The 14,498-nt window shown below is 68.1% G+C and carries 13 protein-coding genes; 6 read left to right on the top strand and 7 right to left on the bottom strand.

Annotated elements, in window-relative coordinates; translation table 11 throughout:
- Positions 1–24 precede the first annotated feature (24 nt).
- Positions 25–708, top strand: coding sequence for an endonuclease NucS (gene nucS / locus EEB19_RS05645; protein ID WP_187583967.1), 684 nt, complete (start codon positions 25–27; stop codon positions 706–708).
- A 27-nt stretch (positions 709–735) separates the two neighbouring features.
- Here the strand turns inward: nucS and EEB19_RS05640 are convergent, their stop codons facing one another.
- From EEB19_RS05640 to mce, 3 genes are read right to left on the bottom strand one after another with little or no spacing between them, the layout of a single operon-like run.
- On the bottom strand, positions 736–1,149 hold the full coding sequence (locus EEB19_RS05640; RefSeq protein ID WP_187583965.1) for a nitroreductase/quinone reductase family protein: 414 nt from the start codon (positions 1,147–1,149) through the stop codon (positions 736–738).
- Between the two features lie 46 nt (positions 1,150–1,195).
- Positions 1,196–2,293, bottom strand: coding sequence for a hypothetical protein (locus EEB19_RS05635; protein ID WP_262365456.1), 1,098 nt, complete (start codon positions 2,291–2,293; stop codon positions 1,196–1,198).
- A gap of 28 nt (positions 2,294–2,321) precedes the next feature.
- The gene (gene mce / locus EEB19_RS05630) at positions 2,322–2,819 is read right to left on the bottom strand and encodes a methylmalonyl-CoA epimerase (RefSeq protein ID WP_187583963.1); all 498 of its coding nucleotides are present in this window, start codon (positions 2,817–2,819) and stop codon (positions 2,322–2,324) included.
- 80 nt (positions 2,820–2,899) lie between these two features.
- Here mce and EEB19_RS05625 point away from each other — a divergent pair, with 80 nt between their 5' ends.
- From EEB19_RS05625 to EEB19_RS05605, 5 genes are all read left to right on the top strand, one after another.
- Complete coding sequence (locus tag EEB19_RS05625) at positions 2,900–4,135, top strand: acetyl-CoA C-acetyltransferase (RefSeq protein WP_187583961.1); 1,236 nt, start codon at positions 2,900–2,902, stop codon at positions 4,133–4,135.
- A gap of 77 nt (positions 4,136–4,212) precedes the next feature.
- A complete protein-coding gene (locus tag EEB19_RS05620) occupies positions 4,213–4,572 on the top strand; it encodes a DUF3817 domain-containing protein (RefSeq protein ID WP_187583959.1) in 360 nt (119 codons plus the stop codon).
- A 13-nt stretch (positions 4,573–4,585) separates the two neighbouring features.
- Positions 4,586–4,891 carry a thiamine-binding protein gene (locus EEB19_RS05615; protein ID WP_187583958.1) on the top strand — a complete coding sequence of 102 codons (306 nt, stop codon included), beginning with the start codon at positions 4,586–4,588 and terminating at the stop codon, positions 4,889–4,891.
- Positions 4,891–6,159, top strand: coding sequence for an MFS transporter (locus EEB19_RS05610; protein WP_187583956.1), 1,269 nt, complete (start codon positions 4,891–4,893; stop codon positions 6,157–6,159). Before EEB19_RS05615 ends, EEB19_RS05610 begins: the two co-directional genes overlap by 1 nt.
- 62 nt (positions 6,160–6,221) lie before the next feature.
- Entirely contained in the window at positions 6,222–7,160 is a 939-nt protein-coding gene (locus tag EEB19_RS05605) for a tetratricopeptide repeat protein (protein WP_187584066.1), read from the top strand.
- Positions 7,161–7,380: 220 nt separating this feature from the next.
- On the opposite strand, the gene glgB is transcribed toward EEB19_RS05605, so the two are convergent.
- The 4 genes from glgB to EEB19_RS05585 form a co-directional block, all read right to left on the bottom strand.
- A complete protein-coding gene (gene glgB / locus EEB19_RS05600) occupies positions 7,381–9,702 on the bottom strand; it encodes a 1,4-alpha-glucan branching protein GlgB (protein ID WP_262365455.1) in 2,322 nt (773 codons plus the stop codon).
- A 7-nt stretch (positions 9,703–9,709) separates the two neighbouring features.
- Positions 9,710–11,710: a maltotransferase domain-containing protein gene (locus EEB19_RS05595; protein WP_262365454.1), complete on the bottom strand. Its 2,001-nt coding sequence runs from the start codon at positions 11,708–11,710 to the stop codon at positions 9,710–9,712.
- A 106-nt stretch (positions 11,711–11,816) separates the two neighbouring features.
- Positions 11,817–13,898 (bottom strand): ATP-dependent DNA helicase, encoded by a 2,082-nt coding sequence (locus tag EEB19_RS05590; protein ID WP_187583952.1) that lies wholly within the window; start codon positions 13,896–13,898, stop codon positions 11,817–11,819.
- Entirely contained in the window at positions 13,895–14,491 is a 597-nt protein-coding gene (locus EEB19_RS05585; protein ID WP_187583950.1) for an isochorismatase family protein, read from the bottom strand. Before EEB19_RS05585 ends, EEB19_RS05590 begins: the two co-directional genes overlap by 4 nt.
- Positions 14,492–14,498 lie beyond the last annotated feature (7 nt).

Below are 14,498 nucleotides of genomic sequence, written 5' to 3'. Positions count from 1 at the left end.
GGGGTCGGCGTTAAGCTGACCCACGTGCGTCTGGTTATCGCGAGCTGCCAAGTGGACTATGTCGGGCGATTGACCGCACATCTGCCGATGGCGAAACGACTACTGCTGATCAAGTCGGACGGATCGGTGAGCGTGCACGCCGACGATCGTGCGTACAAGCCTCTCAACTGGATGAGCCCGCCGTGCTGGATGGCCGAGTCGGATGTGCCCGACGGTGTCGAGGCCCAGGCCTACTGGGTCGTCACGAACAAGGCGGGCGAGGAACTGCGCATCACGATCGCGTCGATCGAGCACGACTCGGAGCACGAGTTGGGCATCGACCCCGGTCTGGTCAAGGACGGCGTGGAGGCGCACCTGCAGGAACTGCTCGCCGAACATGTCGAGACCCTCGGCCCCGGGCACAGCCTGATCCGCCGCGAGTACATGACGGCCATCGGGCCGGTGGATCTGCTCTGTCGCGACGCCATCGGATCGACTGTGGCGGTGGAGATCAAACGACGCGGGGAGATCGACGGCGTCGAGCAGTTGACCCGCTATCTCGAACTGCTCAATCGCGATCCGATCCTGGCGCCGGTCTCCGGCGTGTTCGCCGCGCAGCAGATCAAACCGCAGGCCCGCACACTGGCGGAAGATCGTGGAATCCGTTGCCTGGTACTGGATTACGACGCCTTGCGCGGTGCGGAGAGCAACGAGTTCCGCCTGTTCTGAGGCGGGATGCCGAGGTCGGGGTAGGTATCAGGGGGCCGGGGTCAGCGCGACGACCGCGATCGTGCGGTGCACCTTGTCCTGGTAGTTCTGGTAGTCGAACACCTCGTCGTTGAGCATCGACCACATCGTCGCGCGTTCGTCGCCGGTCAGTTCGGTTCCGATCACCGGGGTGACCGTCCCGCCGATGTCGACGGTCGCCGGGGCGCCGGCACGCAGATTCAGCCACCATCCGGGCTCCCAGTCGGCGCCGCCGTTCGACGCCACGACGATCCAGCGGTCACCGTCGGATGTGTAGATCAGGGGAGTGGTGCGGGGTTCTCCGCTCCTGCGTCCGGTCGTCGTCAGCAGCAGGAGGTCGGCGCCGCGGAAGCGCCGCGGTCGCAGCCGGGCGATGACCGCATTCATCACGCGGTTGAGCAGCACGAACGCACGCTTCTTCATGGCCGGATCCTAACGAGGCCGACGTCGCGCCGCGCATGAACCAGGGTCAGGTGGTCGTCTTCGCCGGGTCGTCGGCCTCGGCGTCGGACGCGGTGTCCGTCGGGGCCGCGGTGTGGTCGGCGGTGGTGGTGCTGTTCGTGCCGGTGGCGGTGGCGCCGTTGGTCTGACCCGACCGTCTGACCTGTGAGGAGCTCGAGAGCGCGCGGTTGAGCAGCTCGATGTCGTCGTTGTCGGTCAGCTCGGCGAGGTCCTGGTGGCGTTCGGCGAGCTGGGCCGGGACCTTCGCGAGCTGATCGCGGACCTGATTGAGCTGATCGACGACCTGCTTGCGGGCGAGATCGGCCTTGCCGGCCAACTCGCGCGAGCGGGCGAGGCGTTCGGTGGCGATCTCGAGCGCCGTGTCCTTCATCCGTTGTGCCTCGTGGCGGGCACGGTCGCGCTGTGAGGTGATCTCCGCGTCGTGCCGTTCCCGTTCCGCCTGCCGGGCGCGGGTGCTCTGCAACTCGAGTTCGGCGGCTTCACCCTTGGCCTTGGTGACGATCCGTCGGGCCTCGTCGCGGGCGGCGCTCATCGTCTCCTTGTGCTCGGCCTCCATCGCGGCCTTGCGTTCGGCGATCAGCTTGGCGGCCTCCTCGGCCTCTTCCGCCGACTTCGCGGCGAGCGCATCAGCCTTCTCGCGGGCCTTGCGCGACTTCTCCTCCGCGTCGGCGACGAGCTGCTGGGCCTTGGTCTCCGCCGCATCGCGCACCCGCTCGGCGTCGGACTCGGCGTCGTCGCGCAGCGACGCGGCCTCCTGGCGCGCGATCGAGGTGATCTCCGCGGCCTCGGCGGCGGCCTCGGCGCGGATCTCAGACGCCTCGTCGGAGGCGAGCTGCAGCATCCGGCCGAGGCGCTCGCTCATGCCTTGTGCAGTGGTGGGCGGAACCGAGAGCTTGTCGATCTCGCGCCGCAGTTCCTCGATCTCGTCGCGCGCCTGTTCGAGATGTGCGGCGAGCTCGTGGGCGTTGGCGGTCGCCGCGTCACGGTCGGCCGCGAGCACCCGCAACTCCGCATCCATGCGCTGCAGATGCTCGGCGACCTGATCGCGATCGAAGCCGCGCATGACGATGGCGAACGGGAGTTGCCGCGGTGCGGGAGCTGACATGCGGCACAGTCTATCTCAGTCCGTGATGTCAGTGAGCTGGGGAATCCCCCGCAGGCTCGACCAGCTCGAGCAGCACGCCGCCCGCATCTTTCGGATGCACGAAATTGATGCGGGAGTCCGCGGTCCCGCGACGTGGCTGCGGGTAGAGGACGCGGATGCCCGCGTCGGTCAGCCGTGCGGTCACTGCCTCGACGTCGGTGACCCGCACGGCCAGCTGCTGGAGTCCGGGACCGTTGCGGTCGAGGAACTTCGCGATCGTCGAGTCGTCGTTCAGTGGTGCCAGCAGCTGGATCACGGCGCCACCGGTCGCCCCCGCCGAGCGCGGACCGACCATTGCCTCGACCACACCCTGATCGGTGTTGGTCTCCTCGTGCAGGGTCTCGAAGCCCAGATGGTCGAGGTACCACTTCTTCGCGGCGTCGAGATCGGGCACGGCGATGCCGACGTGGTCGACAGCGGTGACGAGGTCGGAGATGACGGCCGTGGCCGACGACGATGCGGCAGGGTCTGATGCTCGGGTGGTCATGCACTAACGGTAGCGTTGGAGGTGTCAGCGCACAGAGCGGGCGCTCGGTCTGCCGCTCCTCACGATGTTGGAGGTCTCCCATGTCCACGTCCACCGAACAGTCGTCGACAGTGATCGTCGCGGGCGCGCGGACCCCCTTCGGGCGTCTGCTCGGGTCGCTGAAGGATTTCAGCGCGGTGGATCTGGGTGCGGTCGCCATCAAGGGTGCGCTCGAGCGTTCCGGGGTGCCCGCGTCGGCGGTGGAGTACGTGATCATGGGCCAGGTGCTGACCGCCGGGGCGGGGCAGATGCCGGCGCGCCAGACCGCGATCAAGGCCGGGATCGGCTGGGATGTGCCGACGTTGACCATCAACAAGATGTGCCTGTCGGGAGTGGACGCGATCGCGCTCGCCGATCAGCTCATCCGCGCCGGTGAGTTCGACTGCGTCGTCGCCGGTGGGCAGGAGTCGATGACCCAGGCGCCGCATCTGCTGCTGGGAAGTCGTGGCGGATTCAAGTACGGCAACACCGAACTCGTCGACCACATGGCCTTCGACGGCTTGTGGGACGCGTTCACCGATCAGCCGATGGGTGCGCTGACCGAGCAGGGCAACGATGTCGACACCAGTGCGCCCGAGGCCGACGTGACCCGCGGTTTCACCCGCGCCGAGCAGGACGAGTTCGCCGCCCGCAGTCATCAGCGCGCGGCGATCGCCTGGAAGAACGGGGTGTTCGCCGACGAGGTGGTGCCGGTGGAGATCCCGCAGCGCAAGGGTGACCCGATCGTCTTCGCCGAGGACGAGGGCGTGCGGGCCGACACCACGGCGGAGTCGCTGTCCGGTCTCCGTCCGGCGTTCCGCAAGGACGGCACGATCACCGCGGGCAACTCGTCGCAGATCTCCGACGGCGCGGCCGCGGTCGTGGTGATGAGCAAGGCCAAGGCCACCGAACTCGGCGTGAGCTGGCTGGCGGAGATCGGCCCCCACGGTGTCGTCGCCGGTCCGGACTCGTCGCTGCAGGCCCAACCCGCCAACGCCATCGTCAAGGCGTGTGACCGCGCCGGCATCTCGCCGACCGACCTCGACCTGATCGAGATCAACGAGGCCTTCGCCGCGGTCGGGCTCGCCTCCGCCAAGCAGCTCGGCGTGGACCCGGAGATCGTGAACGTCAACGGCGGCGCGATCGCCGTCGGCCATCCGATCGGGACCTCGGGAGCTCGTATCGCACTGCATCTGGCGCTCGAGTTGCAGCGTCGTGGTGGCGGTGTCGGTGCGGCCGCGCTGTGCGGGGCCGGCGGACAGGGTGATGCCCTCATCATTCGGGTGCCTGCGAGCTGATTGCGGGTCCGTGGACGGACGTCTCCAGAGGAGACTTCTACTACACCTTGTCGTAGGATCATGTCCGATTCGGCACAATGGAGCTCATGTCGCACCTCTTGGATCTCAGCACCCCTGCCAAACGCTTCCGGTTCGTCGCCGTCCTGGAGGCGATCACCTGGTTGGCGTTGTTGATCGCCATGTTCTTCAAGTGGGTTCTCGGACACACCGAGGCGGTGGCCGTGCCCGGCATGGTGCACGGCATCGTCTTCGTACTGTTCGTCGTGGTGTCGCTGATCACCGCGGTCCAGCTGCGTTGGGGCGTCGTCGTGACGCTGCTGGCGCTGGTGTCCTCGATCCCGCCGTTCGGCACACTCGTCTTCGAGTGGTGGGCCCAGCGCAACGGCCACCTCGCCGAACTCTCCGACGACACGGCCGCACCGCGCGTCGCCGCCTGACGGTGACGCACTGATGATCGTCGCGTTCAGCCTGACACCGTCGGGTGGCGACGCCGTCGACGCCGACGGCGGGATGAACGCTGCGGTGGCGTCGGCCGTCAAGGTGGTCCGCGAGTCCGGACTTCCACACCAGACCACCTCCATGTTCACCTACCTCGAGGGTGAGTGGGACGAGGTCATGTCAGTCGTCAAAGCGGCCACCGACGCCGTCGCCGATCACGCACCGCGGGTCGGGCTCGTGCTCAAGGCCGACATACGGCCCGGCCACCTCGACGAGATGACCGGCAAGGTCGAGCGGATCGACCGGCGCCTCACGTGATGGCCGGCGTGCGGTCGGCCGCGACGGCCGCTCGCCGTGCACGGGTGTCGGTGGCCACGGTCTTCGCGCTGAACGGTTTTCTCGCGGCGATGTGGGTCGCTCACATCCCGGTCGTCACCGAACGGACGGGTATCTCACACGATGCCCTCGGCGGCATGCTGCTGTTACTCGGCGGGTCCGCATTCGTCGGGATGCAGCTGTGCGGTCCGATCATCGACCGGTGGGGATCGCGCCCGACGACCGTTGTCGCGGCCGTCCTGCTCTCGCTGGTGATCCTCGCACCGGTGAGAGCAGCCGGTGCCGGGACCCTGGCGATCGCCCTCGTCGGGTTCGGCTTCGCCAACGGTGCCCTCGACGTCTCGATGAACGCGCAGGCCGTCGCGGTCGAACGCGACTACGGCCGGCCGATCATGTCCTCGTTCCACGGGTTCTTCTCGGTGGGCGGTCTCGTCGGGTCGGGTGTCGTCGCGCTCACCCTGTGGCTGGACGTCCCGGTCCTGGCGACAGTGTCCGTCGCCGGCGGTGTCGGGCTCGTCGTGATCGTCTGCGTCGCCTGGGGCCTCCTGCCTGGCGGGATCCGTGAACCAGTGGAGTCGTCGTCGGTCGAGTCGTCGGCGTCGGACGCCCCGCGGCAGGCGGCGTCACACCGGTGGTGGCACGGCATCGATCGTCGTCGGCTGGTGTTGTTGGCGGCGGTCGCATTCGCGCTGATGCTGGCAGAGGGCACCGCGTACGACTGGAGTGCACTGCACATCGTCGAGACCTTCGGAAGTCCGGAGTCGGTCGGTGCGATCGCCTTCGGTGCGTTCAGCGCCGCGATGACGGTCGCGCGTTTCGGCATCGACCCGGTCGCGGCCGCGATGGGGCCCGTCGCGGTCGTCCGCTACGGGGCGCTGATCGGCATCGTCGGGATGACGCTCGCGGTGGTGGCTCCGGCGGCGTGGGTGGCGATCGTCGGTTGGACGGTGTTCGGGATCGGACTCGCTGGTCTCATCCCGCAGATCTTCACCGCGGCGGGCAACCTCACCACCGAGTCGAGTGGGCGCAGCATCTCGCTCGTCGTCGGTTGTGGCTACCTGGGCATGCTCGCGGGACCGGCCGTCGTCGGCTTCATCAGCAACCGCAGCACTCTGGCGATCGGTCTCGTCGTCGCGATCGGAGCCCTTGTGTTCGCCGCCGCCGCTGCGGGCGTCGTGCGGCGCGGCGACGACGTGACTGCCGATGAGCAGCGAACCGTTCCCCGCCGACGTGACACACTGGAACGGTGACACGACCAACGAATCGGCAGCAGGCGGCGGCCGCCGCTCGGCAACAGGCTGCGGCGGTAGCCATGGCGGGGGCGGTGGACCTGTCGGCCCTCAAGGAACGGGCCGACGCCCAGCGTCAACAGGGACAACGACCGACTCGCCCCCAACCGGAGGCATCACCCGACGGCTCCGCGGGCCCACCGTCGACGGCGGGCCCGGACACCGCGTCCGGAGATGCGGTCATGGACGTCACCGAGGAGACCTTCGAGTCCGAGGTCCTCGTCCGTTCCCAACAGCAATTGGTCCTCGTCGACCTGTGGGCTGAATGGTGCGGCCCGTGCAAACAGTTGTCGCCGGTCCTGGAATCGCTGGCCGCCCGCGCGCAGGGGTCCTGGGTGCTCGCCAAGATCGACGTGGACGCGAACCCCCGTATCGCACAGGCGTTCCGGGTGCAGTCGATCCCGATGGTCGTGGCCATCGCGCAGGGACAGCCCGTCGCGGCGTTCAACGGTGTGCGGTCGGAGGCCGAGATCACCCAGTGGGTCGACGACATCCTCGCCCAGGTCGGCGATGCGCTGCCGGGTATCGCCCCGCAGGGTGAGGCCGAACCCGAGCCCGACGACCCGCGGATGGTGGCCGCCGAGGACAAGCTGAACGGCGGTGACTTCGAAGGCGCCCTCGCCGACTACCGGGCCATCGCGGAGGCGGAGCCCGACAACGTCGAGGCGGCCTCGGCTGCGCGCAATCTCGATTTCGTGCTGCGTGCCCAGGCGCACGATCCGGCCATCGTCGACACGGCGGCCCCGACCGATGTCGACGCTCAGCTGGCGGCCGCCGACGTGTTGCTGCTGGCGCAGCAGCCCGAGCAGGCCTTCGACCGGATCATCGGGGTCGTCAAGGTGACCGCCGGCGACGACCGCACGCGGGCTCGCACCCGGCTGCTCGAGCTGTTCGAGCTGTTCGATCCGGCCGAACCGTTCGTCGTGTCGGCCCGACGCAAGCTCGCGACGGCCCTCTACTGATCTCACCCTCGCCGACCGGGCCCGCGAGTTCGCCGACCGTGCCCCAGAATTCGCTGACCGTGTCCTGTCGCAGAGCGGGCCTCATAATTCGCCGACCGTGCCCCAGAACTCGCCGACCGTGTCCTGAATCTCGCCGACCGTGCCCGGCCGGTGATGGACCAGGCACCGTCGGCGGATTCCGGGTGGTCGGAGACCGGCTCCGGCGACCTGGCCCGGTCTGTCAGATCTCGGTCGGTGCAGTCGGTGCAGTCGGTGCGGTCGGGGACGGTGCGGTCCGGGCCGACGAGATCTCGTCCGCGGTCTCCGCGGATGTCTCGACCGAGGTGGTCGTGCGCGAGGCCGGTGCGAGGAAGATCGCCGAGTTGGCAGGGAGCATGACCTGGGCCGAGGTGGCGCGGCCGTGCCATCCGGGCCCGTCGGCGACGACGCTGCCGAGGTTGCCCTTCCCGGCGCCGCTGTAGGCCGCCGAATCCGTGTTGAGGACCTCGTCCCAGGTGCCCGCCATGGGCAGGCCGATGCGGTAGTCCGAGCGATCGCTGCCCGAGAAATTGAACAGGCAGGCCATCATCGAACCGTCCGAGCCGAATCGCAGGAAGCTGATGACGTTGTTGGCGGTGTCGTTGGCGTCGATCCACGAGTAGCCGTCAGGCGTCGCGTCCTGTGTGTAGAGGGCGGGATGCGCACGATAGACCCGGTTCAGATCGGTGACCAGCGCGGAGATCCCGGAGTGCAGTTCACCCTCCCAGCCCTCCAACTGGAACCAGTCGAGCCCGCGGTTGTCGGCCCATTCACCGGTCTGTCCGAACTCCTGGCCCATGAACAGCAGCTGCTTTCCGGGGTGGGACCACATGTACGCCAACAGGACTCGTACGCCACACGCCTTGGTGAACGAGTCTCCGGGCATACGGCTCCACAGTGTGCCCTTGCCGTGCACGACCTCGTCGTGCGAGATCGGCAGGACGAAGTTCTCGCTCCACGCGTACATCAGCGAGAAGGTGATCTCGTGGTGATGGAAACTGCGATGCACCTGGTCCCGGCCGAGATAGCCCAACGTGTCGTGCATCCACCCCATGTTCCATTTGAAGGTGAATCCGAGGCCGCCGAGATCGGTCATCTGCGTGACCCCCGGCCAGGCGGTCGACTCCTCCGCGATCGTCAGCGCTCCCGGAAAGTGTTTGTGCACAGTCGCATTCGTCTCCTGTAGGAACTGCACCGCCTCGAGGTTCTCGCGTCCGCCGTAGATGTTGGGGCGCCACTGGCCGTCGGGACGGGAGTAGTCCAGGTACAGCATCGAGGCGACGGCGTCGACCCGCAGTCCGTCGATGTGGAACTCATCGAACCAGAACAGGGCGTTGGCGACGAGGAAGTTGCGGACCTCGCGTCGGCCGAAGTTGAAGACATAGGTGCCCCAGTCGAGTTGCTCGCCGCGCATCGGGTCGCCGTCCTCGTAGAGCGGCGTGCCGTCGAAGCGGGCGAGGGCCCAGTCGTCCTTGGGGAAGTGGGCGGGCACCCAGTCGACGATGACGCCGATCCCCAGTGAATGCAGATGGTCGACGAGGTACCGGAAGTCGTCGGGGCCGCCGAATCGCGCGGTCGGGGCGAAGTAGGAGGTCACCTGATAGCCCCACGATCCGCCGAACGGATGCTCGGCGACGGGCAGGAACTCGACGTGGGTGAAGCCCTTCTCCACGAGATAGTCACCGAGCTCGGTGGCCAGTTCTCGGTAGGACAGTCCCGCCCGCCAGGATGCGATGTGGACCTCGTACACGCTGATCGGTTCGTCGACGGGAGTTCCGGCCGCACGTCGGGCGATCCAGTCGTCGTCAGACCATTCGTACTCGGACTCGCTGACGACCGACACCGTCGACGGCGGCACCAGTGTCCGACGGGCCATCGGATCGGCCTTGTCGCGGACGACACCGTCGGCGCCGTGGATGCGGAACTTGTAGGAGGCGCCGTCGCCGACGTCCGGGACGAACACCTCCCACACCCCGCTGCTGCCGATCGACCGCATCGGCGTCTGGCGGCCGGCCCACCCGTCGAAATCACCGATCAGCGCGACGCCGTGGGCGTTCGGTGCCCACACCGAGAACGCCGTACCACGGACCTCGCCGTCGGGCGTGGTGTAGGAGACCACCCGTGCCCCGAGGACATCCCACAGGGACTCGTGACGACCCTCGGAGAACAGATGCACGTCGACCTCACCCAGGCTGGGCAGGAAGCGGTATCCGTCCGCGACGACGTAATCGTCGGTGCCACCCTGCGCATTCGGGTAGGTGACGCGATACCGGTAGTCCATGAGGTCGCTGATCGGCACGGCGGCGACCCAGAGGTCGTCGGTCTGGCGGGTCATCGGGTGATCCTCACCGCCGATCACCGCGACGACCGAGACGGCGTCGGGACGCAATGTGCGCAGGATCGTCCACCCGCCCGGGGCGTCGTGCGCGCCGAGGAAGGCGTGCGGATCGGGGTGGGTCAGACTGAACAGCCGCCGCAGGTCGTGGTCGGAGGCCGATGCTTCGGGACTCTGGCTCGTGGTCACGGGAACCTCACTGCATCCGGTAGGCGAGTCGACGGGCGGTGCTCGGTTCCAGCGGGGGCAGCGACAGGATGTGCGCCACCGCCCTCCAGGGCTCGAGCTGGATGAAATTGGCCTGCCCCCAGTGGAATTCCTGACCCGACACCTCATCACGCACAGTGAAGCGGTCCTGCCAGTCGAATCCCAGACTCGGCAGATCGAGCCACAGAGTGGAGCTCTCCGTGCCGAAGGGATTCAGGTTGATCACGACGATGACCCGATCGCCCGAGACCGGGTCGATCTTCGAATAGGCGATCAGCGCCGGGTTGTCGAGATGATGGAACGTGATGTTCCGCAACTGCTGCAGCGCGGGATGGCGCCGACGGATCGCGTTGAGCGTGGTGATCCACGGTTCGAGTGACTCACCCCGGCTGGTCGCGGCCTTGTAGTCACGTGGGCGGAGTTCGTACTTCTCCGAATTCAGGTACTCCTCGCTCCCCTCGGCGACGGCCACGTGCTCGTAGAGTTCGTACCCGGAGTAGACGCCCCATGACGGGGCGAGCGTCGCCGCCAGGGCGGCCCGCAGGGCGAATATGCCGGGACCACCGTGTTGCAGGCTCTCGTGCAGGATGTCCGGTGTGTTGACGAACAGGTTCGGGCGCGCCTCGTCGGCATGGCCGGCGATCTCGCGTCCGAATTCCTCGAGTTCCCACTTCAGCGTCTTCCAGGTGAAGTACGTGTAGGACTGGGTGAATCCGATCCGGGCGAGCCCGTATAGCCGCGCCGGTCGGGTGAATGCCTCCGACAGGAACAGGATGTCGGGATCGCGCTTCTTCACCTCGTTGATCAGCCACTCCCAGAAGTTGGGCGGCTTGGTGTGCGGATTGTCGACCCGAAAGATCTTGACGCCCAATCCGACCCACTTCAGCACGACCTTCAGCACGGCCCGGTACAGCCCGTTGCGGTCGTTGTCGAAGTTCAGCGGATAGATGTCCTGATACTTCTTCGGCGGGTTCTCGGCGTACGCGATGGTGCCGTCGGGCTGCGTGGTGAACCATTCGGGGTGCTCCCGCGCCCACGGATGATCGGGTGCGCACTGCAGTGCGAGGTCGATGGCGACCTCGAGTCCGAGCTCGGCCGCCCGGGCGATGAAGTAGGAGAAGTCGTCCTCGGTGCCGAGGTCCGGATGGATCGCGTCGTGACCACCTTCATCGGAGCCGATGGCCCACGGGGATCCGACGTCGTCGGGACCCGCGACGAGGGTGTTGTTCGGCCCCTTGCGGTTGACCCGCCCGACCGGGTGGATCGGCGGCAGATAGACGACGTCGAAGCCCATCCCGGCGATCCGGGGGAGGTCGTCGACGGCGGTCAGGAAGGTGCCGTGGACCGGGTGTCCCTCGCCGTCCCACCCGCCGGTGGATCGCGGGAAGAACTCGTACCAGGAGCCGAACAGCGCTCGACGACGATCGACCCAGACACGATAGGACCTCGACTTGGTGACCAGGTCGCGGACGGGATACGCGGCGAGGAGGTCGGCCACTTCGTCGGACAGCGCCAGATTCACCCGGTTCTCCACGCGCCGACGGCGTGCGCGCAGTTGTTCGACGGCCTCGGTGAGCGTCTCGGTGTGTTCGACCGGCACGATCTCGGTGGCGCGCGTGAGCAGTTCCGCGCCGATCTCCAGGTCGTTGGCCAGGTCGACCGCTCCCTGACCGGCGTCGATCTTCTTGATCACGGCCGAACGCCAGGTGGCGTACGGATCGCTCCACGCCTCGATGCGGAAGACCCAGTACCCGACGTCATCGGGGACGAACGCGGCGTTGAACACGTCGGGTTCACCGGCCGGTTCCATCCGGATGTCGAGGGCGGCCCGGTCGGGGCCGTCCACGTGCAGGGTCACCCCGAGCGCGTCATGACCTTCGCGCCAGGCGGTCGTGCTGATCGGGATCAGCTCCCCGACAACGGCTTTGGCCGGCAGTTGCCCGGCAGACACCAGGGGTTGGATATCGTCGATCCCCATCCGCCCGATCACCAGCGGCCTCCTCTGTCCTAGACCTGCGGCCCTGTCCTGCGGGCCCTGTCCTGCGGCTCTTCTGGCGCACGCTCCCGGTGTGGCGTTCCACCCAACCGTGCCACGCTCAACCGTAGGGGATCGCGGCCAGTCTGCCCAACGCAGAACGGACCAGATCACCGTCGGTCGTCCGCCAGAACGGCGGCAGGGACGCGAGCAGATATCCACCGTATCCGGCCGTGGCCAGTCGGGAGTCCAGAACGGCGACGACACCCCGGTCGTCGGTGGATCGCAGCAGGCGACCCGCACCCTGTGCCAACAGCAGCGCCGCGTGATTGGCGGCGACGGTCAGGAATCCGTTGCCCCCGCGGGCCTCGACAGCCCGCTGACGTGCGGTCAGCAGCGGGTCGTCGGGGCGTGGGAAGGGGATGCGATCGATCACCACGAGGCTGCACGACGGCCCGGGCACATCGACGCCCTGCCACAGCGACAGCGTGCCGAACAGGCAGGTCTGCGGGTCCTCGGCGAATCGGCGCACCAACGCGGAGGTCGTGTCGTCGCCCTGGCACAGCACCGGGTGATCGCTGCGCTCGCGGATGGCCTCGGCGGCCTCGCGCGCCGCGCGCATCGACGAGAACAGACCGAGGGTCCGGCCGTCGGCGGCCGCCATGAGTTGGGCGAGTTCGTCGAGCGTCTGCTCGGCGATCGCGTCCCGGCCGGGGCGGGGCAGGTGCCGGGCGACGTAGAGGATCGCGGCCTTCGGGTAGTCGAAGGGCGAACCGGCGTCGAGTCCGGACCATCGCGGGGGAGCGTTGTCCCTCGGTGCGGCCTTGCCGACGGCGGTGGCCTCGATCTCCGGTGCGGGTGGACGCTCGGTCGCCGGGTCGGCACCGTCGGTGTCGCGGCGTCCGGCCGCCGGAAGTCCCCACGTCGCGGCCAACGCGTCGAAGTTCCCGCCGACGGTGAGGGTCGCCGAGGTGAGTATCACCGTCGAGTTCGCGAACAGCGAGGCGCGCAGCAGACCACCGACCGACAGTGGCGCGATCCGCACCACCGCGCGAGTGTCGTTGCCCGCCTTCTCGTGCGCGACCCACACCACGTCGTGCCGCTTGGCCGGGTCGGGGGTGTCGAAGGCGCCGAGGAGGCGGACGACGGTGTCGTGCGTCTCCTCGAGCGAGGTGAGGGCAGCGCTACGGGCCGCCGCCGAGTCGTCGGAGGCGCCGGGCATCCGAACCGGGCCGATCTCGTTGCGGGCCAGCCACAACCGGTCGCGCAGACTCGCCAACGCCTCTGCCATGCCGGACGGCAGGCGTGTCCATTCCCGGCCGGGGAGCTCCGACAACACCGCGTCGAGGTTCTCGCCTGCTCCCAGCAGTGCGTCGGTGGTCTCCTCGTCGAGGAGCTTGCCGCAGCGTCGGGCGACGAGTGTGATGCCCGGACCGGACAATTCGGCGGTGGAGACCGAGGTGATGCGGTCGACGAGCTCGTGGGCCTCGTCGATCATCACCACGTCGTGTTCGGGCAGGATGCTCGCGGGGCTCATCGCGTCGATCGCCAGCAGGGCGTGGTTGGTGACGATCACGTCGACCTTGCCGGCGGCGCGCCGCGAACGCTCGGCGAAGCAGTCTTCCGAATAGCTGCAGTTGGCTGCGCCGAGGCATTCTCGGGCGGTCACGCTGACCTGTCGCCAGGAACGATCCGACACCCCGGGGGACAGGTCGTCGCGGTCGCCGGTCTCGGTCTCCGAGGTCCACTCCCGTAGTCGTGTCACCTCCCGTCCGGTACGTGACAACTCGAATGCGTCGAACAGCTCGGTGGCCGGTTCCTCGGCCGTCCCGCTGTGGATCTTGTTGAGGCACAGATAGTTGCCGCGACCCTTGAGGATGGCGAAGGTGGGCTCGCGGTGCAGCGGGCCTGCGAGGGCTCCGGCCAGCCGTGGCAGATCACGCTCGATGAGCTGACGCTGCAGGGCGATCGTCGCGGTGGAGACCACCACGGTCCGTCCCGACTCGACGGCATGGCGGATGGCCGGCACGAGGTAGGCCAACGATTTGCCGGTGCCGGTGCCGGCCTGGACCGCCAGGTGTTCGCCGGTGTCGATGGCGTGGGCGACGGCCGACGCCATGCGCACCTGGCCATCGCGCCGGCGGCCGCCGAGAGCGGTGACCGCGGCATCGAGGAGCGCGGTCACCGGTGGGGTGGAGGTCATTCGGTCCGGGCGGATCCGTTGTAGAGGAGGTCGCCGACGAGATCGACACCGGCCGCGCGCATCGCCGACAACGCTGTCGACGCGGTGTCGGCGGAGACCGCTGCGGTGAAGTTCAGGAGTACCCGCGTGGTGAAACCCTCCTGCGCCGCGTCCACCGCGGTGGCACGCACACAGTGGTCGGTGGCGATACCGACGATGTCGACCCGGCTGATCCCATGCGCCCGAAGCCAATCCGCGAGCGGCACATCGTCTTCGGTCGCCCCTTCGAAGCCGGAGTATGCGGCGCTGTACTGGCCCTTGGAGAAGATCGCCTGTGCGGCCGACGCATCGAACGAGGGGTGGAACCACACGCCGTCGGTGTCCACCCGGCAGTGCGGTGGCCACGAGTCGACGTAGTCGGGTTGGTCGGAGAAGTGCGCGCCCGGATCGATGTGGTAATCGCGCGTGGCGACGACGGTGCGGTAGTCGCCGACGATGCTCTCGATCGCCGCGGCCACGGCGGCCCCGCCATTCACACCGAGGGCGCCGCCTTCGCAGAAGTCGTTCTGCACGTCGACGACGACAAGGGCCAGATCCTTGGGCTTGCTGCTCATCTGCTGC

Source organism: Gordonia sp. OPL2 (genome assembly GCF_003797825.1).
In the GTDB taxonomy this organism is placed as follows: Bacteria; Actinomycetota; Actinomycetes; order Mycobacteriales; family Mycobacteriaceae; genus Gordonia.
This window is presented reverse-complemented; position numbering and strand designations above follow the sequence as displayed.

Bases quoted from the DNA above. Each gene is read 5' to 3' on its own strand.
- EEB19_RS05640 (WP_187583965.1), bottom strand. From the start codon at position 1,149: ATGAAGAAGCGTGCGTTCGTGCTGCTCAACCGCGTGATGAATGCGGTC.
- EEB19_RS05635 (WP_262365456.1), bottom strand. From the start codon at position 2,293: ATGTCAGCTCCCGCACCGCGGCAACTCCCGTTCGCCATCGTCATGCGC.
- mce (WP_187583963.1), bottom strand. From the start codon at position 2,819: ATGACCACCCGAGCATCAGACCCTGCCGCATCGTCGTCGGCCACGGCC.
- EEB19_RS05625 (WP_187583961.1), top strand. From the start codon at position 2,900: ATGTCCACGTCCACCGAACAGTCGTCGACAGTGATCGTCGCGGGCGCG.
- EEB19_RS05620 (WP_187583959.1), top strand. From the start codon at position 4,213: ATGGAGCTCATGTCGCACCTCTTGGATCTCAGCACCCCTGCCAAACGC.
- EEB19_RS05615 (WP_187583958.1), top strand. From the start codon at position 4,586: ATGATCGTCGCGTTCAGCCTGACACCGTCGGGTGGCGACGCCGTCGAC.
- EEB19_RS05610 (WP_187583956.1), top strand. From the start codon at position 4,891: ATGGCCGGCGTGCGGTCGGCCGCGACGGCCGCTCGCCGTGCACGGGTG.
- EEB19_RS05605 (WP_187584066.1), top strand. From the start codon at position 6,222: ATGGCGGGGGCGGTGGACCTGTCGGCCCTCAAGGAACGGGCCGACGCC.
- EEB19_RS05590 (WP_187583952.1), bottom strand. From the start codon at position 13,898: ATGACCTCCACCCCACCGGTGACCGCGCTCCTCGATGCCGCGGTCACC.
- EEB19_RS05585 (WP_187583950.1), bottom strand. From the start codon at position 14,491: ATGAGCAGCAAGCCCAAGGATCTGGCCCTTGTCGTCGTCGACGTGCAG.